The 25527-nt window shown below is 62.9% G+C and carries 21 protein-coding genes and 2 pseudogenes; 12 read left to right on the forward strand and 11 right to left on the reverse strand.

Features of this window, described 5'->3' with window-relative positions:
- Nucleotides 1–6: 6 nt before the first annotated feature.
- The 3 genes from HDG37_RS24810 to HDG37_RS24820 form a co-directional block, all read right to left on the reverse strand.
- Nucleotides 7–1887, reverse strand: a complete 1881-nt coding sequence (locus tag HDG37_RS24810) for a feruloyl-CoA synthase (RefSeq protein WP_184052132.1) — start codon at nt 1885–1887, stop codon at nt 7–9.
- Between the two features lie 72 nt (nt 1888–1959).
- Nucleotides 1960–3411, reverse strand: coding sequence for an aldehyde dehydrogenase (locus HDG37_RS24815; RefSeq protein WP_184052133.1), 1452 nt, complete (start codon nt 3409–3411; stop codon nt 1960–1962).
- A 38-nt stretch (nt 3412–3449) separates the two neighbouring features.
- Nucleotides 3450–4277, reverse strand: a complete 828-nt coding sequence (locus HDG37_RS24820) for a p-hydroxycinnamoyl CoA hydratase/lyase (RefSeq protein ID WP_184052136.1) — start codon at nt 4275–4277, stop codon at nt 3450–3452.
- A gap of 205 nt (nt 4278–4482) precedes the next feature.
- Here HDG37_RS24820 and HDG37_RS24825 point away from each other — a divergent pair, with 205 nt between their 5' ends.
- Together HDG37_RS24825 and HDG37_RS24830 are read left to right on the forward strand one after the other, a co-directional pair.
- A complete protein-coding gene (locus tag HDG37_RS24825) occupies nt 4483–4896 on the forward strand; it encodes a MarR family transcriptional regulator (RefSeq protein WP_311541567.1) in 414 nt (137 codons plus the stop codon).
- Between the two features lie 34 nt (nt 4897–4930).
- Nucleotides 4931–5830 (forward strand): amidohydrolase family protein, encoded by a 900-nt coding sequence (locus tag HDG37_RS24830; RefSeq protein WP_184052141.1) that lies wholly within the window; start codon nt 4931–4933, stop codon nt 5828–5830.
- A 58-nt stretch (nt 5831–5888) separates the two neighbouring features.
- On the opposite strand, the gene mhpT is transcribed toward HDG37_RS24830, so the two are convergent.
- A complete protein-coding gene (mhpT, locus tag HDG37_RS24835; RefSeq protein WP_184052143.1) occupies nt 5889–7118 on the reverse strand; it encodes a 3-(3-hydroxy-phenyl)propionate transporter MhpT in 1230 nt (409 codons plus the stop codon).
- A 222-nt stretch (nt 7119–7340) separates the two neighbouring features.
- Here mhpT and HDG37_RS24840 point away from each other — a divergent pair, with 222 nt between their 5' ends.
- The 3 genes from HDG37_RS24840 (at nt 7341) to HDG37_RS24850 (ending at nt 9129) form a co-directional block, all read left to right on the forward strand.
- Nucleotides 7341–7826, forward strand: a complete 486-nt coding sequence (locus tag HDG37_RS24840; protein WP_184052145.1) for a MarR family transcriptional regulator — start codon at nt 7341–7343, stop codon at nt 7824–7826.
- A gap of 254 nt (nt 7827–8080) precedes the next feature.
- Complete coding sequence (locus tag HDG37_RS24845) at nt 8081–8659, forward strand: DJ-1/PfpI family protein (protein ID WP_184032364.1); 579 nt, start codon at nt 8081–8083, stop codon at nt 8657–8659.
- A gap of 131 nt (nt 8660–8790) precedes the next feature.
- Nucleotides 8791–9129, forward strand: coding sequence for a ribbon-helix-helix domain-containing protein (locus HDG37_RS24850; RefSeq protein WP_184052147.1), 339 nt, complete (start codon nt 8791–8793; stop codon nt 9127–9129).
- A 66-nt stretch (nt 9130–9195) separates the two neighbouring features.
- Here HDG37_RS24850 and HDG37_RS24855 read toward each other — a convergent pair whose 3' ends face one another.
- Nucleotides 9196–10431 (reverse strand): MFS transporter, encoded by a 1236-nt coding sequence (locus HDG37_RS24855; protein WP_184052149.1) that lies wholly within the window; start codon nt 10429–10431, stop codon nt 9196–9198.
- A gap of 204 nt (nt 10432–10635) precedes the next feature.
- Here HDG37_RS24855 and HDG37_RS24860 point away from each other — a divergent pair, with 204 nt between their 5' ends.
- The 5 genes and pseudogenes from HDG37_RS24860 to HDG37_RS24880 all read left to right on the forward strand — a co-directional run.
- Complete coding sequence (locus HDG37_RS24860) at nt 10636–10821, forward strand: hypothetical protein (RefSeq protein ID WP_184052151.1); 186 nt, start codon at nt 10636–10638, stop codon at nt 10819–10821.
- Nucleotides 10822–11342: 521 nt separating this feature from the next.
- Complete coding sequence (ptsP, locus tag HDG37_RS24865) at nt 11343–13889, forward strand: phosphoenolpyruvate--protein phosphotransferase (RefSeq protein ID WP_184052153.1); 2547 nt, start codon at nt 11343–11345, stop codon at nt 13887–13889.
- 22 nt (nt 13890–13911) lie between these two features.
- Nucleotides 13912–15696, forward strand: a complete 1785-nt coding sequence (gene ptsG, locus HDG37_RS24870; protein ID WP_184052155.1) for a PTS glucose transporter subunit IIBC — start codon at nt 13912–13914, stop codon at nt 15694–15696.
- A 98-nt stretch (nt 15697–15794) separates the two neighbouring features.
- Nucleotides 15795–17384, forward strand: coding sequence for an aspartate:alanine exchanger family transporter (locus tag HDG37_RS24875; protein WP_184052157.1), 1590 nt, complete (start codon nt 15795–15797; stop codon nt 17382–17384).
- Nucleotides 17385–17595: 211 nt separating this feature from the next.
- Nucleotides 17596–18654 (forward strand): annotated as a pseudogene (locus tag HDG37_RS24880) (molybdopterin cofactor-binding domain-containing protein); the annotation flags it as partial.
- 125 nt (nt 18655–18779) lie between these two features.
- Here HDG37_RS24880 and HDG37_RS24885 read toward each other — a convergent pair.
- The 3 genes from HDG37_RS24885 to HDG37_RS24895 all read right to left on the reverse strand — a co-directional run bounded on the left by HDG37_RS24885 (nt 18780) and on the right by HDG37_RS24895 (nt 21640).
- Nucleotides 18780–19253, reverse strand: a complete 474-nt coding sequence (locus tag HDG37_RS24885; protein ID WP_184052159.1) for a carboxypeptidase regulatory-like domain-containing protein — start codon at nt 19251–19253, stop codon at nt 18780–18782.
- A gap of 130 nt (nt 19254–19383) precedes the next feature.
- Nucleotides 19384–20886: a Na+/H+ antiporter NhaC family protein gene (locus HDG37_RS24890; RefSeq protein WP_184052161.1), complete on the reverse strand. Its 1503-nt coding sequence runs from the start codon at nt 20884–20886 to the stop codon at nt 19384–19386.
- Nucleotides 20887–20953: 67 nt separating this feature from the next.
- Nucleotides 20954–21640: a hypothetical protein gene (locus tag HDG37_RS24895; protein ID WP_184052163.1), complete on the reverse strand. Its 687-nt coding sequence runs from the start codon at nt 21638–21640 to the stop codon at nt 20954–20956.
- Between the two features lie 794 nt (nt 21641–22434).
- Here HDG37_RS24895 and HDG37_RS24900 point away from each other — a divergent pair.
- The gene (locus HDG37_RS24900) at nt 22435–22698 is read left to right on the forward strand and encodes a hypothetical protein (RefSeq protein ID WP_184052165.1); all 264 of its coding nucleotides are present in this window, start codon (nt 22435–22437) and stop codon (nt 22696–22698) included.
- A gap of 420 nt (nt 22699–23118) precedes the next feature.
- Here the strand turns inward: HDG37_RS24900 and HDG37_RS24905 are convergent, their stop codons facing one another.
- On the reverse strand, nt 23119–24240 hold the full coding sequence (locus tag HDG37_RS24905; protein WP_184052167.1) for a sensor histidine kinase KdpD: 1122 nt from the start codon (nt 24238–24240) through the stop codon (nt 23119–23121).
- A gap of 174 nt (nt 24241–24414) precedes the next feature.
- Between HDG37_RS24905 and HDG37_RS40415 the strand changes: the two are divergent.
- Nucleotides 24415–24635, forward strand: a pseudogene (locus HDG37_RS40415) (IS3 family transposase); the annotation flags it as partial.
- A 331-nt stretch (nt 24636–24966) separates the two neighbouring features.
- On the opposite strand, the gene HDG37_RS24910 reads toward HDG37_RS40415, so the two are convergent.
- Together HDG37_RS24910 and HDG37_RS24915 are read right to left on the reverse strand one after the other, a co-directional pair.
- Nucleotides 24967–25182, reverse strand: a complete 216-nt coding sequence (locus HDG37_RS24910; protein WP_018424494.1) for a hypothetical protein — start codon at nt 25180–25182, stop codon at nt 24967–24969.
- Between the two features lie 62 nt (nt 25183–25244).
- Complete coding sequence (locus tag HDG37_RS24915) at nt 25245–25484, reverse strand: hypothetical protein (RefSeq protein WP_184052169.1); 240 nt, start codon at nt 25482–25484, stop codon at nt 25245–25247.
- Nucleotides 25485–25527: the final 43 nt, after the last annotated feature.

Consider the following 25527-nt stretch of genomic DNA (forward strand, 5'->3'; position numbering starts at 1 on the left):
CCTGGACTAGCTGCCTCTGCGCGCATGGATCACGGTCGCGTCGGCGACGTCGGCTTCGTGCATTGCTTCCACGTGCGCGGCCCGGTGCTGGAGCACGGCGCGCTGATTGATCGAGCCTTTGTCGGTGATCTCGCCGAGGTCGAGCGACGGCGGCACGCTCAGCAGGTGCATGCGGGCAATGAACGAGGCACTGCCCGTCGCACTCCGATTCAGCCGCGCGACGAGCTCGCTGAAGAAGTCGCGCACGGCGGCCGTGTTGAGCACGTCCTCGGCGCTCGCGTCCGCGGGCGAACCCGCCAACGAGCGACACGCGTCGAGGCGCGGAAAAATCATCGCGCCCACTTCGTCGCGATTCATCCCCGTAATGACGGCATCCTGAACGTAGGGCGCCCCTTCGCTGATGATGCGCGCGCGCATCGGCCCGACGCTGACGAACGTTCCCGACGCAAGCTTGAAGTCCTCCGCAATGCGGCCATCGAACATCAGGCCCAGTTCGGGACGTTGCGGGTCGACGAAACGCACGGCGTCTCCTGTGCGGTAGTAGCCTTCATTGTCGAACACGCTGCTCTGAAGCGCCGGCGATGCTCGCCAGTAACCGCCCATCACGTGAGGGCCGCGAAAGCGCGCTTCGAATTTGTCATCGACGGGCGCGACCTTGGCCTGGCACCCGGGCGGCGGCAAGCCGATATAGCCGGCGCACGATACCGGTCCCGTCGTGAACAGACACGACGGCGCGGTCTCGGTCATGCCGAGCCCGGCCATGATGCGGATGCGTTCTCCGCAATGTTCGAGCGTTACGCGCTCGAGACGCTCCCACGCCGCCTGCGACAGACCGGCGCCCGCGAAGAAATACATCTTCACGCGCGAGAAAAACCGCTCGCGCAGCGCCGCATCCTTTTCCAGCGCGATGGTCAGTTCTTCCCAACCCTTCGGCACGTTGAAGTAGATGGTCGGCGCGACCTCACGCAGATTGCGCAGCGTCTCGTCGAATTTGCCGGCCACGGGTTTGCCGTCGTCGATATAGAGCGTGCCGCCGTTGTACAGCACGATGCCGACGTTGTGGCTGCCGCCGAACGTGTGATTCCACGGCAGCCAGTCGACGAGGACCGGCGGCTCGATGCCAAACTGCGGAAAGGTTTCGAGCAGCATCTGCTGGTTTGCGCCCAGCATGCGATGCGTCGTCGGCACGGCTTTCGGCAGGTTCGTCGAGCCGGACGTGAACAGGAACTTCGCAATCGTGTCGCCGTTCACGCGCGCGTTGGCAGCGTCGACGTCGCGCGGGGCCGTGTCGAGCAATGCGTCGAAGCGCGTCACTCTCGACGCGTTTGGCGCGGGCACCGCGCTGACACGTTCGACGTCGCTTCCCAGCGCGGCATCGAGCGCCGCTGTGTATGCGCCGATATCGTCCGCGTAGACCAGACCCGGTTTGAGCAGTTCGAGGACATGGCGCAGCTTTCCGTAATCGCCCGACATCAACGAATAGGCCGGCGAAACGGGGGCATAAGCGATACCCGCCCACATCGCGCCGAGCGCGAGCTGCATATGTTCGACGCTGTTGCCCGACAGGATCACCAACGGGCGTTCCGCGCTGAGATCGCGATCGAGCAGCGCCTGCCCGATCGCACGCGCGCGCTCGAGCATCTGCGCATACGTGATGCCCTGCCACGCGCCACCGGCATCGCGTCGTGCGACGAGCAGCCGGTCGGGATGCGCGCGTGCGCCGCTCAGCAGGCGGTCCGTAAAGCGCTGCGGAAACCGACCCAGAGGTTCAAGTGTCTCGAGGTACCAGCAGTCGCCGCGTTTCTCGATCCGCGCTGAAGGCGCTCCGATGGCGACGCTCCGGTATCCGGTCGCCAGAGAGCTTGCGTGGCTGTGCTCCGATTCCAAAACCTGTCTCCTGGTTGTGCCATTCCATGCAAGGATGGGGTGGCCGCAATCGTTGCGGCCGGGAGCCGACGCCTAGATCGGATAATGACGTGGACTCGTCTGCACCGTGATCCAGCGCAACTCGGTGAACTCGGGAATCGACGCCTTGCTGCCGAAGCGCCCATAACCACTCGCCTTCACGCCGCCGAACGGCATCTGCGCCTCGTCGTGCACGGTCGGGCCGTTGATGTGGCAGATGCCCGACTCGATGCGTTTCGCGACGTTCATCGCGCGCGCGATATCGCGGCTGAACACGGCGGCCGACAAGCCGTACTCGCTATCGTTGGCGACCGTCAGCGCCTCTTCGTCGCCGTCCACGCGCTGCACCGTCACCACGGGGCCGAACGATTCATCGGCATAAAGCTTCATCTCGCGCGTCACGTTCTCCACGATCACCGGCTGCATGATCGCGCCCTTCACCTCGCAACCGAGCGGCAGCTTCGCACCCTTTTCGCGGGCGTCTTCGACCAGCGCGCGAATGCGCCGCGCGGCGGCTTCGCTCTCGAGCGTGCCGAGGATCGAGCCCGGCTGTGTCGGATCGCCTGCCTTCAGCGTGCGCGCTTTCGCGACGAGCTTTTCGACGAACGCATCTGCAACCTTGCGATCGACGATCACGCGTTCCGTCGACATGCAGATCTGCCCTTGATTGAAGAACGCGCCGAACGCGATGCCCTCGACGGCAGCGTCGAGGTCCGCGTCGTCGAGCACGAGCACCGGCGCCTTGCCGCCCAGTTCGAGCAACGCGGGTTTCAGATGGCGCGCGGACAGCTCGGCGACGATGCGGCCGACACGCGTCGAACCGGTGAAATTCACACGCTTCACGGCAGGATTCGCGACCAGACGCTCGACGATCGCGGGCGCGTCTTCCGGCGCATGCGTGAGCACGTTGACGACGCCTTCGCCGAGACCCGCGTCGTTCAGCGCTTCGCCGATCAGCGCATGCACGCCGGGACAACCTTCCGATGCCTTCAGCACGACCGTGTTGCCGCACGCGAGCGGCATGGCGAGCGCGCGCGTCGCGAGAATCACGGGCGCGTTCCACGGCGCCATGCCAAGCACGACGCCGCACGGCTGGCGCACGGCCATTGCGAGGCTGCCCGGCACGTCGGACGGAATCACCGCGCCGTCGATCTGCGTCGTCATTGCCGCGGCTTCGCGCAACATGTTGGCCGCGAGCATGACGTTAAAGCCGTACCAGTTCGCCATCGCACCCGTTTCGGCCGCGCCGATCTCGATGAACTCGGCCGTGCGCGCGTCCATGCGCTCGGCGGCGGCGAGCAGGCGTCTGCGTCGCTCGGTAGGCGTGAGCGCCGCCCATGCCGGGAACGCGCGCGCCGCGGCGGCGACGGCCGCATCGGCATCCTCGACGGTGGCCGCCGCGGCGCGGGTGGCAACCGCCCCCGTCGCGGGATTGATGCGCTCGAAGGTCTTGCCGTTCGAGGCGGCACGTTTCGCGCCGCCAATCAACAGGTTAGTTTGATGCATGTGTTCGTCTCCTCAGTCGTCCTGCTGAAGTGCGCCGCTTAGCGCTTGTAGGTCTGCAAGCCCGGCTTGATGCTCTTGTCGTCGAGGAACTGCTTGAGGCCCTGTTCGCGGCCGCCTTCCGGATCGCGATAGTTCGCCTGGTCGAGCTTCGCGTACAGGTAGTCTTCGTTCTGCTCCCACGTGAGTTCGCGCGAACGCTTGAAGCCATGCTTCGCGTTGCGCAGCACGACCGGGTTCTTGTTCAGCAGCTTCGCCGCGAGAGCGATCGTTTCGTCGCGCAGTTGCGCGAGCGGCACGCTTTTGTTCACCAAACCCATCTTCGCGGCTTGCGGACCCGTGAAGGTGTCGCCCGTCATGATGTAGTACAGCGCTTCACGATGACCGACGGTATCGGCCATTGCCTTGCTCACGAGGTTGCCCGGCGGAATACCCCAATTGATTTCGGACAGGCCGAACATGGCTTCGTCCGCGGCGATCGCCAGATCGCAGGCGACGAGCGGAGAGAAGCCGCCGCCGAAGCACCAGCCGTTGACCATGGCGATGGTCGGCTTCGAGTACATGCGCAGCAATTGCCATTGCCAGCGGCTCGCGTCGCGGCGAATCCGCTCCTGCAGCACGTCCGGGCCCGCGTCCACTTCGCGGAAATATTCCTTCAGGTCCATGCCGGCCGTCCATGCGCTGCCTTCGCCGGTCAACACGAGAACCTGGGCTTCGGCGTCGAGTTCGAGCGTCTCGAGAACGTCGATCATTTCCTTGTTCAGCGTCGGGCTCATCGCGTTGCGCTTATCCGGACGATTGAACGTGACCCAGGCGATTCCGCCTTCGACCGCGACCTTGACCGTTTTCCAGCGTCCTTCGTAACTCATCTGCTTCTCCGTATCAATGCCGCCCTCGCGGCCTGAACTCAATTTAATATCAGGCGACCTGATAAGTAAAGTACAATATCGAAGTCTTGGTACAAACCCCTAACCGCCTATGCCGACGATCACGAGAAAGCCGTCAGGGTCTGAATCGACACCGCGCGCCACGGCGCGGCGCAACCTGCGCGATCGAAGGCACGCTGCCGCTCCGGTGCGTCTCAGCTACCTGGCCGGGCAGCTCGACAAGATTCTCACGCGGCAGCTTTCCGAAGCGCTTGCCTCGCATGGTCTGACGTTGCCGCAATACACCGCGCTGTCGGTGCTGCGGGCGCGCGCACGTTCGTCGAACGCACAGCTCGCGCAGCGCTCGTTGATCACGCCGCAAGCAGCCAGCGCGGTCGTCAAATCGATGGAAGCGAATGGATGGGTGACGCGCGTGGCCGATCCGTTCAACCGTCGCGTCGGGCTGCTGTCGCTGACGAAGGCCGGCGAAACATTGCTGGCTCAGTGCGACGGTGCCGCCGACAGGGTCGAGCAATCGATGCTCGGCGAAATCGATGAACACGGTTCACAGATGCTGAAAAACCTGCTGTTGACGTGCGTGCGCAATCTTCGCGCAGCCTGACGCATCAGCTTTGATTACACATAGGAGACCCCCATTGAACATCGATCAACTGAAGGCCATCGACACCCACGTGCATGCCGAGGTGTCGTGCTGCCAACCACCGGACCTGTTTGCAAAAGAATTCGACGAAGCCGCCGACAAATACTTCGGCACTGTGCTCAAACAGGGGCGCCGCCCGACCATTCCCGAAACCATCGAGCACTATCGGGAGCGCAATATCGGCTTCGTGATGTTTACCGTCGACTGCGAAGCGAACATCGGGCGCCGTCGCATTTCGAACGAAGAGGTCGCGGAGTTCGCGCAGAAAAACTCCGACATCATGATCGCGTTCGCCAGCATCGATCCGCACAAAGGCAAGTTCGGCGCACGCGAAGCGCGGCGGCTCATCGAGGAGCACGGCGTGCGCGGTTTCAAGTTTCACCCCACGATGCAGGGTTTCTTCGCCAACGACCGCATGGCATACCCGCTTTACGAAGTGATTGCCGAGTACCGGCTGCCGGCGGTTTTTCACAGTGGACACTCGGGCATGGGCTCGGGCATGCGCGGCGGCGGCGGTTTGCGCCTCAAGTATTCGGAGCCGATCTACCTCGACGATGTCGCCGCCGACTTCCCCGACATGAAGATCGTGATCGCGCATCCCTCCTGGCCATGGCAGGAGCAGGCGCTGTCGATCGCGCTGCACAAGCCGAACGTGTATATCGATCTGTCGGGCTGGTCGCCGAAGTACTTTTCGCCCGAGCTGGTCAAGTATGCGAACACGCTGTTGCGCAACAAGGTGCTGTTCGCGTCCGACTTCCCACTGATCCGCCCGGACCGCTGGCTCGAAGACTTCGATACGCTCGACATCAAGCCCGAAGTAAAGCCGCTCGTTCTGAAGGAGAACGCCGTCCGGTTGCTTGATCTGCGGGCCCGAGGCACGACGAATCACGAATGACGCATGAAAAATGGCCCGGCGCGAAAACGCCGGGCCAGTTGGGTCCATCAACGAAGAGTTAGCGTTTCGCGGCGTTGGAGCGAATGACGAGCAATGCCGTAATCGCCGCGATGATCGTCACCGGCACGCTCGCGCCGATGACGAGCGCCGAGCTCTTTCCCATCGCAAGCAATTGCCCGGCGGCTACGGGGCCGACAATCGAGCCGACGCGTCCCACCGCCACCGCGGCGCCGACTCCCGTACCACGCACGCTGGTCGGATAGCTGGCGGCGGACAGCGAATACAGCATCGACTGCGCACCGACGACGCCCATTCCGGCAAACAGCACGGCAACGGACAGCGTCTCGATGCTGGCGACTTGCGAAAGCGCGACCAATGCACCGACGATGCACGCATAGATTGCCGTGACTGACAGGCCTTGTCTGAAGCGGTCCATCAGCAGACCGATGCCGAGCACGCCGATCACACTGCCGACGTTGAAAAAGATCTGGGCAATCCCGGCCTGCGAACGGCTCATGCCGCGCCCCACGGTCAACGAAGGCAGCCAGTTCAGCAGGAAGTAAAGAACGATCAGCGTGCAGAAGAAGCTGATCCAGATACCGATCGTCGCGGCGGCGCGCCCCTCGCCGAACAGGACTTCACGCGTCGAAAGGAGCGGCTTGTCCGCCGTCGTGAATTCTCGCGATTCGGTGGCGAATTCGCGCGACTCAGGCAGCAATGCCATCAGCAGCGGAATGATGATCAGCGGTCCGGCTCCGCCCACGTAGAAGATATGACGCCACGCGGTAGCACCCGCGCTCAGTACGGCGATCAATGCGGCAAGCGCGCCGCCGAGCGGCATACCGCAATACATGACGCTAACCGCGGTGTTGCGGTGACGCGGTTCGACCGCCTCGGACGACAACGCGATCAGGTTCGGCATCGCGCCGCCGAGCCCGATGCCCGTCAGCACGCGAGCAATCAGCAGACTTTCGAAACTCCAGACTTGCGCGGTCGCAATCGAGAAGATGCCGAAAATCGCCATCGAGATCATCAGAACGCGCTTGCGGCCGATCCGGTCGGCGAGTCTGCCACCGATCATCGCGCCCGGCAAAAGCCCCAACATGCCGGCGCTGAAAGCGAGCCCCAACTGGCTGACCGACAAGCCGAACTCGTGCGCCATTCGAGGCGCCGCGACGCCAGTGGACTGCAGGTCGATACCCTCCAACACCGCGACGAGAAAGCACAATGCCAACGTTAGTGCAGTACTGGAGCCCACCGCACTCGACCGATTAGCAACACTTGACATGACGTCTCCTTCACCTTTGATTGAATTGCCAGAGGCGAGCCACGCTTCGTTCTTCGACGAAGCGGCCATGGGAAGGAGAAGATTTCTGACAATGATCTTGCGCCACTGATCAGAATCCTTCCCACAGCGCCCCCGGAATTGATGATGAGTCTAGTCTCAGGATGCCTGATATTGAAAGTAGAATATGATATGCCTGGTAGAAACACCTAAGGCAACCTGATAATGATCAAGACAATGGAGAAGCGGCGAACGCCCCTTGCCAAACAGGCCGGTTCAACGAAAACCGGTGCGCCACCTTCCCGCGTTTCCTATGTGGTCGGCCAACTCGACCGCCTGCTCAAACGCAGTTTGATCGATGTACTGGGTGAATTCGGGCTGACCTTGCCTCAGTTCACCGCGCTCTCCGTCATTAGCGCCAGCGGCGCGATGACCAATGCGAAACTCGCCGAACGCTCGTTCATCACACCGCAGTCGGCCAACGAAGTTGTCAAGACGATGGAAGCCAACGGTTGGGTCGGACGCGTGGGACATCCTACCCACGGTCGACTGATTCATCTGTTTCTGACCGACGAAGGGCGTCGGGTACTGCGGGAATGCGATTCGGCGATCGACGCGCTCGAAGCGTCCATGCTGGACGGAGTAACGGAAATCCCGGTCGATACGCTGCGCAAGGTGCTGCAGCGATGTGTGTCGAATCTGCGCGGTTGAATGGACGTTCCCAATGACAAAAGAGTCGCACTCGAATGGAGCGCGACTCTTTTTCTTTGCTCCACCTACCGCGATCGTCTGCCGCATTCGGGCTGAATTCCGTTCAGCTCAGTGAAATCCCTGGTCGGCATTTAGCCGCGTATTACCTGGCCCACTGCGTCGATCGCTATATTGCTTCTCGACGGCCGCCGCCTTCACACCGCGATAGCGCGTCCGCCTCGCCATTTCCCACCCCATTCGAGAGGAGACGAAGCATGTCAAAGCGAATTCTTATCATCGCCGGCGATTTCGTCGAAGATTATGAGTTGATGGTGCCGTTTCAGGCACTGGCGGCAGTCGGGCATTCGGTGGACGTCGTCGCGCCCGACAAGCGCGCGGGCGACGCGATTCGCACCGCAATCCACGACTTCGAAGGCGATCAGACCTACACCGAAAAGCGTGGCCATAACTTCACGCTGAACGCCGATTTCGCGTCGGTGAACCCCGCGCAATATGACGCGCTGCTCGTGCCCGGCGGCCGCGCCCCCGAATATCTGCGGCTCAACGACGAGGTGATCGGCTGGGTGCGCCAATTCGCCGAAGCGAAGAAGCCGATTGCCGCGGTCTGCCACGGCGCGCAACTGCTGGCTGCGGCAGGTGTGATCGAAGGCCGGCGCATCTCGGCGTATCCGGCCTGCGCGCCCGAAGTGAAGCTCGCGGGCGCGCAGTACGTGGCGCTCGACTGGCCTGACGCGATCACGGACGAGAACTTCGTCACCGCGCCCGCATGGACCTCGCACGTGAACTGGCTTGCGCAGTTCCTTGCGCTGCTGGGCACGCGCATCGCGCATTGAAGGAGCGCGCCTCGACCGAGGCGCGGCATCGCGGGCGACCAACCGTGTTACGCTCGATCGCGACGGCATGAGCGCCCGCGCCGCGCGCTTCGCGTCCTGCGACGTCATCATTCGCGAGAAAGGCTGAACGTATGTGCAACGTCTATGTCAACGCTGATCCGATCCTCTACGAGTCGCGTACGCGCGCGCTGCGCATTCATGGCGTCGTGACCACGGTGAGGCTCGAAAATCTCTTCTGGGACGTGCTTCGGGAAATCGCCAACCGCGAGAACGTGACAACGACCCAGTTCGTCGTGAAGCTTCACGACGAACTGGTCGCCTTGCGCGGCGAAGAGCCGTTGAATTTTGCGTCTTTTTTGCGCGTGTGCTGTTTGCGCTATCTATCGACGAGCGCCGCCCGCAACGAGGCCGCTGGCGACGTGTCGCTCAACGCCCCGTTTCAACCCAGAGTCGTGAAGACGGCTGTTTGACGGATTCGGTCGCCACGGCTGGCTAGCGCGGTGCGGTCCAGTCACGCGACGTACTGTCTGGACGCGTCAGTCAACCGACGCATCGCAGGCGCAATCAAGAGAAGCCGCCGTGGCCGGTCGTTCCAATACAGCAAGCCGTTGCAGTGCCACGAGGCCCAGTAGCGCGAGTCCAAGTCCCAGCGTGAAGTCAGCGTGAACGCCCGCACGGTCGACAATGGTGCCCCCCACTGCCGAGCCCACCGCAATCGCCACCTGGATGATGCTGACGAACATGGCCGACCCCGCTTCGGGCAGGTCTGTCGTACCGCGCTGAATCCACACGCTGAAGCAAAGCGGAAGCGCTCCGAACGCGATTCCCCACAGCAGCATCCCCGCGGTCTCACCGATCGGCGAATGTTCGAGCAGCAACATCGACGACATCGCGCCCAATAGCAGCAGAACCATCGCGGCGACGGATTTCTTTAGATGGTCCGAAATCACCATCGATGTCAACGCATTGGAGAAGAAGCCGATCAGACCGAATCCGAACAGCAACAGCGTGATGGCGCTCAACGAGAAGTCGTGTTCGAGCAGCGGCGCAATATACGTATAGGTCGAGAAATGCGCGCCGAAGACGAGCGCGACCATCACCATGCTTAACCTCGTATGAGGCCGGCCAAGCAGGGTTTTGAAATCGGCGATCCGCAACGCCGATGCCGACGGCAACGAAGGCACGAGGAACGCCTGCGCCAGTAAGGCGAGCGACACGAGGCCCGCGGTGGCGGCGAACGCCATGCGCCACGATGCAAACGACGCGATAAACGTCCCGAGCGGCACGCCGATCACGGTTGCGCAGGTCACGCCGGTCAGAATGGTCGCGGTCGCTTTGGCGGCATCCTTTGCTTGCACGAGTCGAGGAGCCGCCGCCGTCGCCAGAGTCCAGAAGCCACCCAGCGCGCCGCCAAGCAGAGCCCGTCCTACGAGCATGATCGCGAGGTTCGGTGCGATGGCACACACGACGTTCGCGATCAACAGTACCGCGGTGAGGAACAGGAAAACGTACCGGCGGTCCATCCGGCCCGCGCTGACTATCAGCGTAGGCGCCAATATCGCGGCCATCACGCCGGGCGTGGTGACCATGAGGCCCGCGACACCGGTCGACACGCCGAGGTCGTGTGCGATTTGTGGCAACAGCCCGACAGGCAAAAACTCGGCAGTGACGAAAGCGAATGCGCTTACCGCTACCGCTATGACGGAGAGCCATTGACCCGCGGAGGTTGAATTTTCCAACGATGCCGAAATTGCAGGTGTATCGATTTGCATGATGCCCTTGATGCCAGATTGAAGTCTCGTACTTTAGGCTGGGCCTCGTGTCGGAAAAAGAGTCGTCCGATGAAAAGACTAGAAGGTGTGGCTGAACAATGCCTCTGCGGCGATATCTCGCTACGAGTCAGCTAGTCCCGCGAAACGACCGCGTACGGCTCTTCCCTATGCGTCGGCACGGAAGCGTTCGCCATCAGCAATGTGATGCGCATTGGCCAAACCATCGACTTCCAGTCCCCTGATTATCAGCGCGCCCTCCATGCGCTAGAAAAATCATATTTCGGGAAAGAGAACCGCCCCAATATGCCGATTGCATCTATAGGCGCCTCGTTGGGCGCGGAATTGCTCATCGAGTTCGATACGGTGGATGTCGTCACGGATCTACTCTGAACAGCAAGGGTGAGCGTCTTGTCGGGCCGCCGCCTTTCGCTAAACGGATAAAACACAGATTAATGAACGCGTCACACGCCAATTAATAAAGACCGCTCCATCTCCCGCCAGGAAATTGCAAATTTCAGGCGTTCCCGTCCGAAATCGTCTTGTCTTGCAATCTGCGCTCAGTAACATATGCTCTTTTTCAGAGCGCTTTCCGGGTCCTTTTTTCCGGGACCACGGTACGAAGGGTTGCGCACGGGTGCGAGGCGGCCCGGCAAACGCAAACAGTGCCGTCGGAGCGCGCCTGACGTTTCTCCATTCATCCCGGTCGAGGCTGCGCGGGCGCACACGGGCGACGTGCGCGACCTTGTCTGGTTTCCCGAGTTTTTGTCACCGACGCTTTTGTAACGTGCGCCGCTCACAAATGGGTGAGCGGCGTGAGCGGCAATGGTGCCGACCGCACGTGTGAATGTCGCGCCCATGCGGCTCGAGTCGAGCCACCTAAGGCGAGCGTCAATGTACAAGGAGTCTTGGCGATGAAAGCTCCTCAGCGTCCTCTGCGCATCGGGTTGATGGCACCACTGTCGGGCGTACTGGTCCCTCTCGAGAGCGTGCCCGATCCGGTCTTCGCCCAGAAGATGGTCGGCGATGGCGTGTCGATCGATCCGACCTCGGATGAACTGCTGTCGCCGCTTGCCGGCAAGGTCACGCAACTCCATAGCTCTGGCCACGCCACGACGATCACCGGCGACAACGGTCTGCAAGTGCTGCTGCACATCGGGCTCGACACCGTGTTGCTGCGCGGCGAGGGCTTCATGCCGTTGGTCAAGGAAGGCGACGCCGTCGCGACGGGCACGCCGCTGATCCGCTTCGACCCAATCGCGGTCGGCGCAAAAGCAACCAGCCTGCTCACGCAGATGGTGATCGCCAATGGCGATCTCGTCACGCGCTACGTTCCCGCGAAAGGGCTCGTCGTCGCCGGCACCGACGTCGCGCTGTACGTCGAGCTGGTCGGCAGCATGGAGGGCAAGGACACGGCCAGCGCCACCGGCGCGATCCTCTCCGACGAGATCACGCTGCCGAATCCAGCGGGCCTGCATGCACGGCCCGCCGCGGTCGTCGTGGTCGAGGCGAAGAAATTCAAGTCCGAGATCCGGCTGCTGCGCGGCGATGCCAGCGCAAATGCCAAGTCCGTCGTCGCGATCATGGGGCTCGCAACGAAGTTCGGCGACAAGCTGCGCGTCGAGGCCCGCGGTCCCGACGCGGCGGAGGCGGCCAGCACCGTCGCGCGTCTGCTTGGCGAGGGATCGGGCGAAAAGCCCGGCGATGCGCCCGCACCCGCGGCGGCTGCGCCAACCGCACCGGCTGCGCCGGTGCCAGCACCGACCGAAGCGGCTCCCGCCGACACCAACGAATTCATCGGCGTATCCGCTTCGCCAGGGCTTTCGGTCGGCAGGATCGTGCAGTTCCGCCAGCAGGTCATCGAGGTGAACGAAGCGGGCGAGTCGCCGCCACGCGAACGGGCGCAACTCGAAGCGGCCCAGCATCAGGCGCGTCTGCAGATCGAGGCGCTCAAGGGGACGCTCACCGATCCGTCGAAAGCGCAGATTCTCGACGCGCATCTCGAACTGCTGGACGACCCTGGCCTCAACGACGCCGCGATTAGCAGCATCAGCGCGGGAAAGGGCGCGGGGTTCGCGTGGCGCGATGCGTTCCAGCACCAGGCAAGCATGCTCGAAAAGCTCGACAATCCGCTGCTGCGCGAACGCGCCGGCGATATCCGCGACGTCGGCCGCCGTGTGCTCGCGCTGCTCGCCGGCGTGAAGCAGGCGCAGATCGACGTGCCGGACGAATCGATCCTGATTGCCGAGGAGCTCTCGCCGTCCGACACCACGTCGCTCGATCGCAGCAAGGTGCTCGGCTTTTGCACGACGAGCGGCGGCGCGACGAGCCACGTCGCGATCCTCGCGCGCTCGCTCGGCATTCCGGCGATCTGCGGTATCGACGCGCGCGCGCTGCAACTCGCCGACGGCACGCCCGTCGTGCTCGACGGTTCGCGCGGCAGCTTGCGGCGCAACCCGAGCGCCGAGGAACTCGGGAAGGCGCGCGAACGCATCAGCCGCCAGGCCGCCAAACGCGAAGACGAAAAGCTCGCGGCAACCAAACTCGCGATGACGGCCGACGGCCACCGCGTCGAAGTCGTCGCGAACATCCGCAATGCGCAGGAAGCACGCGACGCGGTCGCGGCCGGCGCCGAAGGCGTGGGCCTGTTGCGCTCCGAGTTCCTGTTCGACGCGCGAGACACCGCGCCAACCGAAGACGAACAGGCCGCCGAATATTGCGCCGTCGCCGAAGCGCTTGGCCGCGAGCGGCCGCTCGTGGTCCGCACGCTCGACGTCGGCGGCGACAAACCGCTGTCGTATCTGCCGCTGCCGAAGGAAGACAACCCGTTTCTCGGCCTGCGCGGTGTGCGCGTGAGCCTGGAGCGTCCCGACATCTTCCGCACGCAACTGCGCGCGATCCTGCGCGCGGCGCCGCTTGGGCATCTGCACGTGATGTTCCCGATGATCGCCGCGATCGAGGAGGTGCGGGCAGCGCGCAAGATCCTGCTCGAAGAAGCCGGCGATCGCGCGGCGAGCGTGAAAGTCGGCGTCATGATCGAAGTCCCCGCGGCCGCGCTGATCGCCGAGCCGCTCGCACGCGAAGTCGACTTCTTCTCGATCGGCACGAACGATCTCACGCAATACACGCTCGCGATGGACCGCGGCCATCCGCAACTCGCGAAGCAGGCCGACGCGCTGCACCCGGCGGTGTTGCGTCTGATCGGCATGACGGTCGACGGTGCGCACAAGCATGGCAAATGGGTCGGCATTTGCGGCGGCATCGCGTCGGATGCGATGGCGGTGCCGGTGCTCGTCGGCCTTGGCATCGACGAGCTGTCGGTGAGCATTCCGGCGGTCGGTTCGATCAAGGCTCAGCTTGCACGCGTGACGATCGAAGAAGCCAGGAAGCTCGCCGCCGAGGTGCTGTGTCTGGGCACCGCCGCGGAAGTCCGCGCGCATCTGTCGCGCTTTGCCGAGTGAGCGGATCAACAGGAGATCAGCCATGTTCTCGCATGCCTTCGGAGTCTTGCAGAAGATCGGCAAATCGCTGATGCTGCCCGTCGCCGTGCTCCCGGTGGCCGGCCTGCTGCTCGGTCTCGGCGCCACCGACTTTCACGGTTACGTGCCGGCCGTCGTGCTCGCGCTGATGAAGAACGCGGGCGACGTGATCTTCGGCAACCTGCCGCTGATCTTCGCGATCGGCGTCGCGCTCGGCTTCACCGAGAACGATGGCGTCTCGGGCATCGCCGCAACGATCGGATATCTGGTGATGACAGCCACGTTGGGTGTGATCGGCAAGCTCCAGGGCGTCGAAACCGACACGATCATGGGCATACCGTCGATCCAGACCGGCGTGTTCGGCGGCATCCTCGCCGGTGGGCTCGCGGCATGGATGTTCAACCGCTACTACCGGATCACGTTGCCGCCCTATCTGGGCTTCTTCGCGGGCAAGCGCTTCGTGCCGATCGTGACCGCGATCGGCTCGATCGTGCTCGGCGCGATCCTGTCTTTCGTGTGGCCGCCGATCGGCAGCGCAATCAAGGCTTTTTCGCATTGGGCGGCGGTTTCCGACCCGCGCACCGCCGCGACGGTCTACGGTTTCGTCGAACGTCTGCTGATTCCGTTCGGCCTGCATCACATCTGGAACGTGCCGTTCTTCTTCGAAATGGGCAGCTACCTCGACCCGACGACCGGCAGGACGGTTCACGGCGACATCACCCGTTTTTTCGCGGGCGACCGGACCGCGGGCATCCTGGCGGGCGCGTTCCTGTTCAAGATGTTCGGCCTGCCGGCCGCGGCGATCGCGATCTGGCATTGCGCGAAGCCGGAGAAGAAGGTGGCCGTCGGCGGCATGATGGTCTCGGCCGCGCTGACTTCTTTCCTCACCGGCATCACCGAGCCGATCGAATTCGCGTTCCTGTTCGTCGCGCCGGTGCTTTACCTGATTCACGCATGCCTCGCGGCGTCGGCGCAGTTCGTGGCGAACACACTGGGCATGCGCATGGGCTTCACGTTTTCGCAAGGCGGCATCGATTTTCTGATGTTCAACCTGATCGGTGGGAAGGCCACGCACGCGTGGTACGTTTTCATCCTTGGTCCAATTTACGCGGTGATCTATTACGGCGTGTTCCGCTTCGTCATCACGCGCTTCAACCTCAAGACACCCGGTCGCGAGGACGACGCGGCGGAAACAGCGGCGGTTGCCGCGAGCGGCGCGGGAGGACGTTCGCGCGAACTCGTGCTCGCCTTCGGCGGCCGCTCCAATATCACGAGTCTCGACGCTTGCATCACGCGGCTGCGCATCTCCGTGAAGGACCCGGCGGGCGTCGACGAACCCAAGCTCAAGGCGCTCGGCGCCGCGGGTGTGGTGCGCGTGGGCAACGGCGTGCAGGCAATCTTCGGGCCGTTGTCGGAGAACATGAAAACCGACATGCAGGACTATCTGAAGACAGCGGGCGCCGAAGCGGATTTGCCGGCGGCGGGGGTGCCTGGTGTGGAAGGCGCAGCGGCGGCGGCTCCAGCGGGTGTGGCGGCCTCGGTGCAAAACTCGCCGCAGGAAACGGAGCGCGCGGAAAAGATTCGTGCGGCGCTGGGCGGCGCGGCCAACATCAGGAAGCTCGACGCGCTGGCGGCCACGCGGTTGCGTGTCGAGCTATCGGACGCGTCGCGCATCGACGCGGCCGCATTGAAAGCGGCGGGCGTGGTCGCGACGCAAGCGTTGAAGAACGGCGCACTCGATCTGATCGTAGGTCTCGGCTCGGGCTACCTCGCAGGCGCAATGCGATAGCAGCAACGAATATCGTCAGCAACTGCCGCGCGTCGAACGCGAGGCCTGCCCGGTGGAGGCGCTCAGTCGCGTTGCTTTGTCCACCTATAGGGGGCGGCATGGAAGCAGTCAGAACTTTCCTCGAAACTCAGCCGCTGTTCGCGCTTTTTCTGACCATCGCGCTCGGCTACCTGGTCGGCGAAATCACTATCAAGGGCGTGGCTCTAGGCTCGGGGGCCGTGCTGTTCGTTGGACTGGCGCTCGGAGCGTTCGCGCCGAAATCCGCGCCGCCGGCGTTGCTGGGCACGCTCGGTCTGCTGCTGTTTCTGTATGGCATCGGCATTCAGTACGGCGCGCAGTTCTTCCGCGGGCTCACGAGCCGGGAAGGCGTGAAGGCCAACGCGGCCGCATGTCTGGGCGTGATCGCTTCGGGTCTGGTGGCGTGCGCCTTCATCCATTTCGGCATCACGCTCGCCGATGCGCTCGGCATGTTCGCCGGCAGCGGCACCAGCACGGCGAGCCTGCAGGTTGCCATCGCATCGATGAAAAGCAGCGATGCCGCCGTGGCTTATAGCGTCACCTATCCGTTCGGCGTGGCCGGGCCGATCCTATTCCTCTATGTGCTGAACTCGGTCCTGAAAGCCAAAATACCGAAACCGCCCGCGAAGGTGCTGGAGACTGCGGAAATCGCGCTGCGCAATGCCAGTCTGTTCGGTCTCAGGCTGTCGGAACTCTCGATTCGCCTGCCTGCCGGCGTAGTGATCGCGGCCGTGCGGCGCGCGCATCACAATCAACTGCCCAGCGACGACTTCACGCTGCGCGCCGACGACGTCCTCCTTGCCACCGCCACCGAGCGCCGCCCGCTCGACGAAGCAACGGCGCTCTGCGGCGAGCTACAGCCCGGGCGTATCTCGAGTCATCGGGAAGACCTGGACTATATGCGCGTGTTCGCGTCGAGTCCGTCAGTCGTCGGCACGGCGCTCGGCAAGCTGCGCTTTCCGGATGGCGTGAACTGCGCGGTCGCGCACGTGCGGCGCGGCGACGCCGATCTACTGTCGACGCCAGAGCTCGTTCTCGAAGCTGGCGACCGCGTCGGCCTGCTCGTCAGTAGCGCGCATCGCGCGAGGGTCCGCGCGTTTTTCGGCGATTCGATCAAGGGCACGGCCGACCTCAGTTTCATCTGTCTGGGTATCGGCGCGGCAGCGGGGCTGCTGGTCGGCGCGATCCCGCTGCGCGCGCCCGGTCTCGGCGCATTCAGCCTGGGTCTCGCGGCGTTGCTACTGGTCGCGCTGTGCCTCGGCAAGGCGCGCCGCAACGGACCGTTCGTGTGGGTGATGCCGCTCTCGGCAAATCTCGTGCTGCGCAATCTCGGGCTGACGATTTTTCTCGCGCAGGTGGGCCTGTCTTGCGGACCGAAGTTCGTCGCGACCGTCGGCACCGCCGGACCGCTGCTGCTGCTTTATGGCGTGATCACGCTGCTGGTGCTCGTCGGCGTCACGGCTGTGTGCTGCCTGTGGGTCTTCAGACTGTCTTTCGATACATCGGTCGGCGTGATCTGCGGGGCGACCGGCAATCCCGCGATTCTCGCCTTCGCCAACCGCATCGCGCCGACGGATCAGCCCGACGTCATGTACGCGATGATTTTTCCGTCGATGACCATCGTCAAGGTGCTTTTCGTGCAGATCGCCATCGCGATCGCAGCGGGCTAGGCGAGACCGTTATCGCGACCTGCCGCTGTTCGCCCCTAGAGCTTCCGTCCTCGTAGACAGCGGCCAACCGCGGAGCGGCGGACAGCCGCAGACTTCCGCGAATATCAGGAATGCCGCTTGCGCCACCTGGAGCCGCGCGACGTAGTCTGGAACCATGATGCGCGGACGGCTCGGCGATGGAGGCTAGATGAAAGGACCGGTGGCGAGTGCAGGCGCGGACGATGTCGCGGCCGACGCCGCCCTCGTTGCACGCGAGCTGCCTGGCCGCCCGGTGCGCGTGCAATTGATGCGCGAACAGGAACACATGTGGGAGCCGTTCGGCCCGGCCATGACAGTCGAGGCGAATGCAACGCTCGATTCGGCAGGCACGCTTGCCGACTGGCGTTACGAGCTATGGAGCAACACGCATAACAACCGTATCGAGAATGCGGGCCGCCTGTTGCCCGCGCAGCTCCTTGCGCAACCGTTCACCCCCGCGCCGCCGAAGCCGATTCCGATGCCGGAAGGCGGAGGCGACCGCAACAGCATTCCGCTTTACCGCGTGCCCAGCCTGCACGTACAGCATCATTTCGTGCCGACGATGCCGATACGCGTCTCTGCCATGCGCTCGCTCGGCGCGCACATGAACGTGTTCGCGATCGAGAGCTTCATCGACGAACTCGCCAGAGCCGCGCACGCCGACCCCGTGGCGTTTCGCCTCGAACATCTCGATGATCCGCGCGCGCATGGCGTCATTAGCGCCGTAGTCGATCAATTCGGCTGGCGAGCCCGCAGCGCGCGAACGGGCGACTCGAGCCCGCGCTCGCACGGTACCGGCTTTGCGTTTGCCCAATACAAGAACCTGATGGCCTACCTTGCCGTCGCGATGGACGTGACGGTCATGCGCGATACCGGCGAGCTCAGCATCGAGCGTGTCGTAGCAGCCGTCGATTGCGGACAGATCGTCAATCCGGACGGCGTGCGCAATCAGATCGAAGGCGGCATTTTGCAAACCACGAGCTGGACGCTCTATGAAGAAACGCATTTCGACCCGCAACGCATCACGAGCTATGACTGGAGCACTTATCCGATCATGCGCTTCTCGTCCGTACCCAAACGCGTGGACGTGCTATTGATCGACCGGCCGGGCTTGCCATTCCTCGGGGTCGGAGAAGCGGCGCAAGGCCCGGCCGCCGCGGCGCTCGCGAATGCGATCGACGACGCGACCGGTGTGCGGATCCGCGACTTGCCGTTGCTCGGGACGAAGGGGAAGAACGTGCTCAAGGCATGAGGCTTTCGTTCCGCAAAAGTACAGATACTGGCGTGTAAAAGCCAAATAAGCCCATGGCTGGGTCCAGGCCCCCTCGTCAAACGAACCCGACGCGCGCGAGCTTCGGCGCGGCGTCGGGACCGCGCTCAGTGGGTGGACGGAAACGCGAACGTCGCACGCGCGCTGCCATTGCCGCGGACGTTCACAGTCTCCCTTCTGGTCACGCTGCCGTAAGTGGCGTTGACCGTATAGCGCCCTTGAGGCAGCCGCACGAGCATGTATGGCCCCTTCGACGTGGCCTCGAACACGGCCGCGCCGCCAGCCTTGGCAATCTTCACCTGGACGTCGGCCACATAGCTCGCCCCGGGACCGGTGAACTGCAGTGACAACGGCCACTGCCTTCGTGCCTGCCGCAGCGCAGTCGACTCGTCGCGACCGACTCCGCCGGTCACGTACGATATGTCGCCCTGCTGCTGCGTCTCGGGCATGCCGGTCCTATGCATCTCGCTGGCGCTCTGCGGAGCAGCCGTCTGCGACACCGCGACGCCTGCCTGAGCCAGTGTGAACGCCGCGGCGAGCATCATGGACGCGATCCGGGGAGCGTTTCGTTGCATTTTCATCTTGACTGCTCCTTACAGTATTGCCGACGGTTCGTCGGACGGAAGAACGCTTGCAATAGGTTGGAAACACATCGCGCGCCGGGTATCGGCCACGAGCGAGGGTGCCTCACGACTCGAGTAAGAATACCCGTCAATTCTGTTTGGCGTCTTCATGGACCGGAGTTGGCGGGCCGCCTGCCGTTGAGGTCCCGGCTTGGGCTGGAGGGACGCGTGGCATGCGGATACCCGCGTAGGCGATCGCCACCGTCAGCAGCGGACTTACCACGCAAAATACGGCATAGGGCGCATAGCTGAGTGTCGGCACGCCAAGGGTCACCGCCATAAACGCGCCGCAACTGTTCCAGGGGATCAGCGCGCCTGTGGTCGTGGCCGAATCACCAACGGAACGCGATAACACGATGGGCGCGTAGCCGCGTGCCGCGAATGCACTTCTGAACATCCGGGCCGGCAGCACGGCTGCGATGAACTGGTCCGCCGTAACGATGTTCGTCGCGATCGTCGCCAGGACCAGGGAGCCGACCAGCGCCCCACCGCTCCTGGCCCAATTGACTACCGGAGCAATGAGGCGTTCTATCGCACCGCACTTCTCGACCACCCCTCCGAATGCCAGCGCCGTGATGATCAGCCAGATAGTATTCAACATGCTGTCCATACCGCCGCGAGTGAGGAGCGTATCAAGCACTGGATTTCCAGTCGTGGACCTGTAGCCGCTCCCAAGCGCAAGCCATACGCCTTTGAGCATCGCAATCGGGATCGGCACGCCCTCTCGCGCGGCGGCAAATGCGAGGACTCGCGCTGGCTCGACGAAAACGGCAACCACGCCACCCGCCAATGCGCCAAGAAAGATGGTGGTAAATGGCGGAAGCCGGAACAGCGTCAGCACGACGACAAGAATGAGCGGCAGGAACAGCACGGGCGATATGTAGAATGCGCTCTGCATTGCAGCAACCTCCGCGCTCGCATCGAAGGCGCCCGGGCGGCCAAGCAGATAAAACACGGCCAGCGTGATGACAATCGCGACGAGCGATGTCAGCAGCGTCTCGCGCACGTGTTGATACAGGTCGACACCGGCGGCAGCGGCCGCAAGATTCGCGGTGTCCGAGAGCGGCGAAGACTTGTCGCCGAAATAAGCGCCGGAAATCACCGCACCGGCCGTTATGGCGGGGCTCAGGACCATGCTGTGCGCAATGCCCATCAGGCCGATTCCGATCGTACCCACGACAGTCCACGAGGTCCCAATGGCGAACGAGATCACCGCGCAGATTCCAGCCGCCGTGACGTAAAAGTAGTCCGGGCTCAGCAATTTCAGCCCGTAATAGACCATGGCGACGATCGTGCCGCTGAGCGCCCACGTGCCGATCAGCGCGCCGACTGCGAACAGGATGAGAATCGCGCCGATACCGGAACTGACACTGGCATTCGCGGCCTCGCCCAGCGAAGCGAGCGAATGACCGCGACGCCAACCGACGAATACGGCCAGCATGGTCGCCACGACGAGTGCCACCTGGTTCGGCCCGTTCGCACCACCATCGCCGAACAGGTAGAAGGACAGACTGACGAGAAAGACGAGGCCAGCGATCGGTATCAGTGCTTCGAGCATCGTGACCGGCTGGGGTGACTCGCTCCGCTTCATCGCCACGCTCCGTTCGTTTGCTGGGTAGTCCAAACGTTGCAATCCAGACCGCCCGGTAGCCGGTGAATCATCGAAACACGCGCGAACGGCTGCTTTGATTCGATGTCACGGCGCAGGCGTGCGGCCCTCGGTCCTGCGACGCGGCAATGGCAGCTCCGGCGGGCTCGCCGTTGCTTAAAGCATAGGAAAGAATCGTTGCTGCGTGAAGAATCGCAGGATTCGTGCCGAACATCCCGCCTGCGGTTGCAGGCCCCGCGATGGCGCCGACAATCGTCTTCCCGCTGATCGTCACAGTGCCGTTGGACTTGATCGGCAAATCCGCAGCCCCGCTCGAACCGATCACGAGGAGCGGTGACGTGAGCAACCCACCGTTCGACACCACGATCGTTCCTGCGGATGGCGGCAGGCCGCCCGAGGCCCCATCGAAGGCGAGGTAAGTCCCGCTGCCACTCGTCGCCCTGACACCGTCAGTGATCGTCAGCATGCCTACACTGCTCGGACTGACACCGACGCCGAGAAAGGTTCCGGCGGAAAGCGTGCTGCCAGCGCCACTGACAACGGCCGTCGCCGTCGATCCGCCCCCGATCTGCAGAGTCCCGCTCGAACTGGAAACGGCGCCCCCATTTGTCACGCTCAGTTGCGCAGGTCCGCTGTCCTGCATTTGCAAGGCCGGAGCGAATTCTTTTGCCGCAGAGTCGTGACCGGCCGCAGACATAAACGGTATTTGCGGACTCCCTTCCGACTGCAGGTCCAAGGCTTGCCGCCGCTACACAACCCAGCCGAGGTTTCAACTTTTCATAATCGATCGTGGTTATTCATGCCTTGCAAGGATTATGGTTTTTCGTTAATTAACTGTGCGCTGATTGTGTGGTCTACCCCGCATAGACGAAACAACGACGGAAGAATCCGACACTAATTCGAGAAAAAGCGACTTTTTTTCACCGGCAGAAGTGAATATTCATCCCTTCCCACATGTCATGTCCACCGTACTGCTCATCGACGATGAACTTGAAAACCGATGCGCGCTGCAACTGGCGTTGGAGAGTCGCGGACACCGTGTTGTGCTCGCGGAGAACGGATGGCGTTCCTGCGAAAGCCGGCCTCGATAGCGGCGTTGCTTGACAGGCGCGCCGGCGAGCCATCGATTCGCGATGCTGGCGCTAAGCCCAAGCTGTCGGAATGCGAAGCCACACGTTACACACGCAGCCAGGCGGTGTTTGCTGGACGGCCGGTCCCGTTCTTGGCGGATGGCATGCAAAGCTGCGAGATTGCTGAAACCCGGGTTGAGCCATCCACCTGGTTTTTCAGATTTGACTGGAATGATGCAACGGTCGTGACCCGTCACATCGTCAGCAATGAGCCCGCGCAGGAACCGTCGCTACAGAGCAGCGCCTGCACGCTGACACAAGGTAAAAGATGGCAAGAGATTTCGATCCCCTTCTCGCGGGCGGCAACAGCGCACGCTTATTGTTCGCCACTTCCTCCGGGCATGCCTCATGCTGCACGCGGGTCAGAGATGCGAAAGCAGGTCCCGAACCGGAGACGATCATGAAGTTGATAATGGCAGGAATCAGCGCAATTTCCATCATCGCTAGCGCTTGCGCATTTGCGCAGACCAACACCGGCAACGCTGCGCCAGCACACCGCGATACTCAAAACGCGCAGCCGGGTGCCGCCGGCCAGAGCATGGGCCGTGCTGCGGACGCCGGCAATAGCAAGCCCGCCAGTGGCACATTGATGCAGAAGCGTGAGCAGGCGATGTCGCCTCAAGGCGCGTCAAACTCGAACGCAACTGGCGCGATGAAACAATAATTGCGACGCGAGACCCCCATGGCGGCGACTGACACCTTGGTTCTTCCCGCTTCAGCCGTTGCGCTCCTTGCTGCGCGGTCGGGCACTTCCAGGCCGAATGCCGTGAGCCGGAGTTCGTCCGCGCAACTCCATCCTGGTCTGATACGACGGCGAAGCGTGCGCGAGCGCGTTTTCTCGATGAGATCTGACCGGGTTCTAATGATCGAGGCTGATCGCGCGCATGGAGCAGCACGAACCGAATAGGTAATCGGGGCGCGCACCCTTCCTGTTGCGACGATGCTGCGGATTTGCTTCATGCAGTCGTGGTCGGTCTGTGAGGACCGGCGATGGAATAGCGCGTCTCGGCAGGTGTAAAACCACCAGCAGATCCCCCCACCCACATAATTCGTGGCATGCCCGTTACCAAGCCGGGCTCGCCTGCTACGCCCGGCGCGGCAGACGTACGGTGAATGCGGTCTCTTCTTTATCTGACCGCGCCTCGATCGCGCCGTGATGCGCCTTGGCGATTTCGCTCGCGATATACAGCCCGAGCCCAAGGCTGCCATGCGCGTCCTCGTTGATTTTTCGCTCGGGACCTCGCTGAAGAGGATCAAAGATGCGCTCCAGCAACAGTCCCTCGATGGCTGGTCCGCTATTGCAGACTTCGAAGCGCACCTCGGCCTCCTCGCCAGTCACCACGACGCGCACGGGCGCGTCTCGCGCGCCATATCTGAGCGCATTCAGAACGAGATTGCCGAGCAGTTGCTGCAGACGCGGACCGTCCCAGACACCCTGAACGTCACCGTGCACCTCGAGCTCGATCTGCCGGTCTGGATGGACTGCGCGCAACTGGTCCAGCTCATCAGTGAACACGTTCGTCAGATCAACGGCAGCAGGTATGACGTTAATACCTAGCCCGAGCCTTGTTCGGTTGAAATCGCACAGATCATCCAGAAGTGCCTGCATCCGGGCGCCGCTGCGCACCAGACGGGCTGCAGCTTCTGAAACGCGCTGCCCCGCATTGAGCGCGGACAGATATGAAGCTGTCACCTGGATCGTCTGCAGCGGGCTCCGCATGTCGTGTCCGAGCATCCCAAGCAACAGATTGCGAGCCTGCTCGACTTGTGTGCTGAAAAAACCGAGTGATTCGGCCAGCGCCTGATCGATGGCCTCGTTGAAGCGGATGATGTCATCCAGATGAGGCGCATCGGGCTGACACTCATCCATCCACAAACGCAGCACGCTTGCACGCAAAGCGCGGTATTCCGCGGCCAGCTGGTTGATGTTGAAACCGCCTCGAGCGCGCAGGACCGCATGGGATTGCGCAGCTGTCTCCGGCGCATCCGTCAGCCGGGGTGCCCTCCCCAAGGATTTTTCGTGCTGCGCTTCCCTGGTCTGCGAAGTCTGCAAATCCCTGGCTACTGCTTCCAGAATCTGCTGCGCGTGGTCGCGCAACGCGAGGGAGCCCATGTTGCCAGCGGCTGGCAGCAGCGTGGCGGCAAACGCCTCCCACTGCGCCAGAATGGGCTCCATTTCCTGCACGATAAAATCGGACAGTCGCATGCCTACTCCGGCGAAGAAATTGAGGAGATCTTTAGCCGAACCGATATTACGCGCCAGTTCGTCGCGGGATCCATCGGGTTTACACCGTCTTGGACTACCTGGAGGTAGTCCATGTACTCGTAATGAACCGCCTGGATTTTCTGGACAGTGGTGAGCGTTCGTGTCCGGCCTTTCATGAAACGCCACAACGATTCGCCGCACGCCCCTGAGCGGGGAGAACTGGAGCGGCAGGTCGAATCGCTTCGACGCGATATCCGCCAATTGCAGCTTGAACACGACATCCTGGAGAGACCAATCAATTGCTAAAAGAGACCTGGGCGTCAACCTGCAACTCCTGACCAACCCGGGAGAAGACGTTGCTGGCCGGGGTGGCTCTCACGGATGCGCGACGCGAAACTGATTCGGTCGATGTCGCGCAAAGGCTGCTCGCCCGACAATGCGACCCACGCAGTCCCGCCGATACGCTGTGTGCTCGCTCTCTATCCGACGGCTCTTTCTCTTTAGACCTGACGCTTAGGTGATCCGATGTCCGTACGGCCCCTGCTTTTCGAGTTCTACTCTGTCGGTTACTGTGGCCGTCAAGCAGAGGCACCGGTTTACCAGAACCGATGGGCAAGCGATTGGATCGAAACGCGTGAGCAACATCCCGCTGCATCTTCCTCTGATGGCGAATGGCCGGCCTGCACGCCAATCCGTCTCTCGTTGCTTCCGTAGGTGAGACCTCTGTCACCCGAAGCGCGCGTGCAGCCAGTCCTGCGCCCAGTTCTTCGCATAGGCTATCGCGTCCTCGCGTGCGTCGAAGCCTGCCAGATCGCCACTCGAATGAATCTCGTACCCGGTGCCGTCGGCACGGCTGCCGCTGATGCGTGCGTGGGCCATGTACTCGCCGTCGGCCCGCCGGGGGGTCGGGTCGATAACGATCAGGGTGGAATTGAAGCGCATGGTATTCCTTTGGGGTTATCGCTCGATTGCGACTGTCGCAGAGGGGCCTCGAAAAGCGCGACCTAGGCGCTCAGCATGGCCATGATTTGTCCGGCCTCGCGATCCGAATCGCAGCTTTCCATGCCGCGTTCGCATAGAAGCGCACGAATCGACATGAACATCAGAAACGCGCCCGCATCGATCTCGTGACGGCGGTCATGGATGAGGCTATCCAGTTCGCCCTGCGCGCCGGGCGGCAGAAACCGATCGACGATGTCAGCACCATTGCACCGAATCCATTTCAGCAGGTCGTTTCTTTCCATACCACACTCCAATGATTGCAACGGCTCTGAGTCAACCACCAGC

Origin of the sequence: Paraburkholderia sp. MM5384-R2, from assembly GCF_014201025.1 — a bacterium.
GTDB classification, from domain to species: domain Bacteria; phylum Pseudomonadota; class Gammaproteobacteria; order Burkholderiales; family Burkholderiaceae; genus Paraburkholderia; species Paraburkholderia tuberum.

Bases quoted from the DNA above. Each gene is read 5' to 3' on its own strand.
- HDG37_RS24815 (WP_184052133.1), bottom strand. From the start codon at position 3,411: ATGCATCAAACTAACCTGTTGATTGGCGGCGCGAAACGTGCCGCCTCG.
- HDG37_RS24820 (WP_184052136.1), bottom strand. From the start codon at position 4,277: ATGAGTTACGAAGGACGCTGGAAAACGGTCAAGGTCGCGGTCGAAGGC.
- mhpT (WP_184052143.1), bottom strand. From the start codon at position 7,118: ATGTCAAGTGTTGCTAATCGGTCGAGTGCGGTGGGCTCCAGTACTGCA.
- HDG37_RS24840 (WP_184052145.1), top strand. From the start codon at position 7,341: ATGATCAAGACAATGGAGAAGCGGCGAACGCCCCTTGCCAAACAGGCC.
- HDG37_RS24845 (WP_184032364.1), top strand. From the start codon at position 8,081: ATGTCAAAGCGAATTCTTATCATCGCCGGCGATTTCGTCGAAGATTAT.
- HDG37_RS24850 (WP_184052147.1), top strand. From the start codon at position 8,791: ATGTGCAACGTCTATGTCAACGCTGATCCGATCCTCTACGAGTCGCGT.
- HDG37_RS24855 (WP_184052149.1), bottom strand. From the start codon at position 10,431: ATGCAAATCGATACACCTGCAATTTCGGCATCGTTGGAAAATTCAACC.
- HDG37_RS24860 (WP_184052151.1), top strand. From the start codon at position 10,636: ATGCGCATTGGCCAAACCATCGACTTCCAGTCCCCTGATTATCAGCGC.
- ptsP (WP_184052153.1), top strand. From the start codon at position 11,343: ATGAAAGCTCCTCAGCGTCCTCTGCGCATCGGGTTGATGGCACCACTG.
- ptsG (WP_184052155.1), top strand. From the start codon at position 13,912: ATGTTCTCGCATGCCTTCGGAGTCTTGCAGAAGATCGGCAAATCGCTG.
- HDG37_RS24875 (WP_184052157.1), top strand. From the start codon at position 15,795: ATGGAAGCAGTCAGAACTTTCCTCGAAACTCAGCCGCTGTTCGCGCTT.
- HDG37_RS24885 (WP_184052159.1), bottom strand. From the start codon at position 19,253: ATGAAAATGCAACGAAACGCTCCCCGGATCGCGTCCATGATGCTCGCC.
- HDG37_RS24890 (WP_184052161.1), bottom strand. From the start codon at position 20,886: ATGAAGCGGAGCGAGTCACCCCAGCCGGTCACGATGCTCGAAGCACTG.
- HDG37_RS24900 (WP_184052165.1), top strand. From the start codon at position 22,435: ATGAAGTTGATAATGGCAGGAATCAGCGCAATTTCCATCATCGCTAGC.
- HDG37_RS24905 (WP_184052167.1), bottom strand. From the start codon at position 24,240: ATGCGACTGTCCGATTTTATCGTGCAGGAAATGGAGCCCATTCTGGCG.
- HDG37_RS24910 (WP_018424494.1), bottom strand. From the start codon at position 25,182: ATGCGCTTCAATTCCACCCTGATCGTTATCGACCCGACCCCCCGGCGG.
- HDG37_RS24915 (WP_184052169.1), bottom strand. From the start codon at position 25,484: ATGGAAAGAAACGACCTGCTGAAATGGATTCGGTGCAATGGTGCTGAC.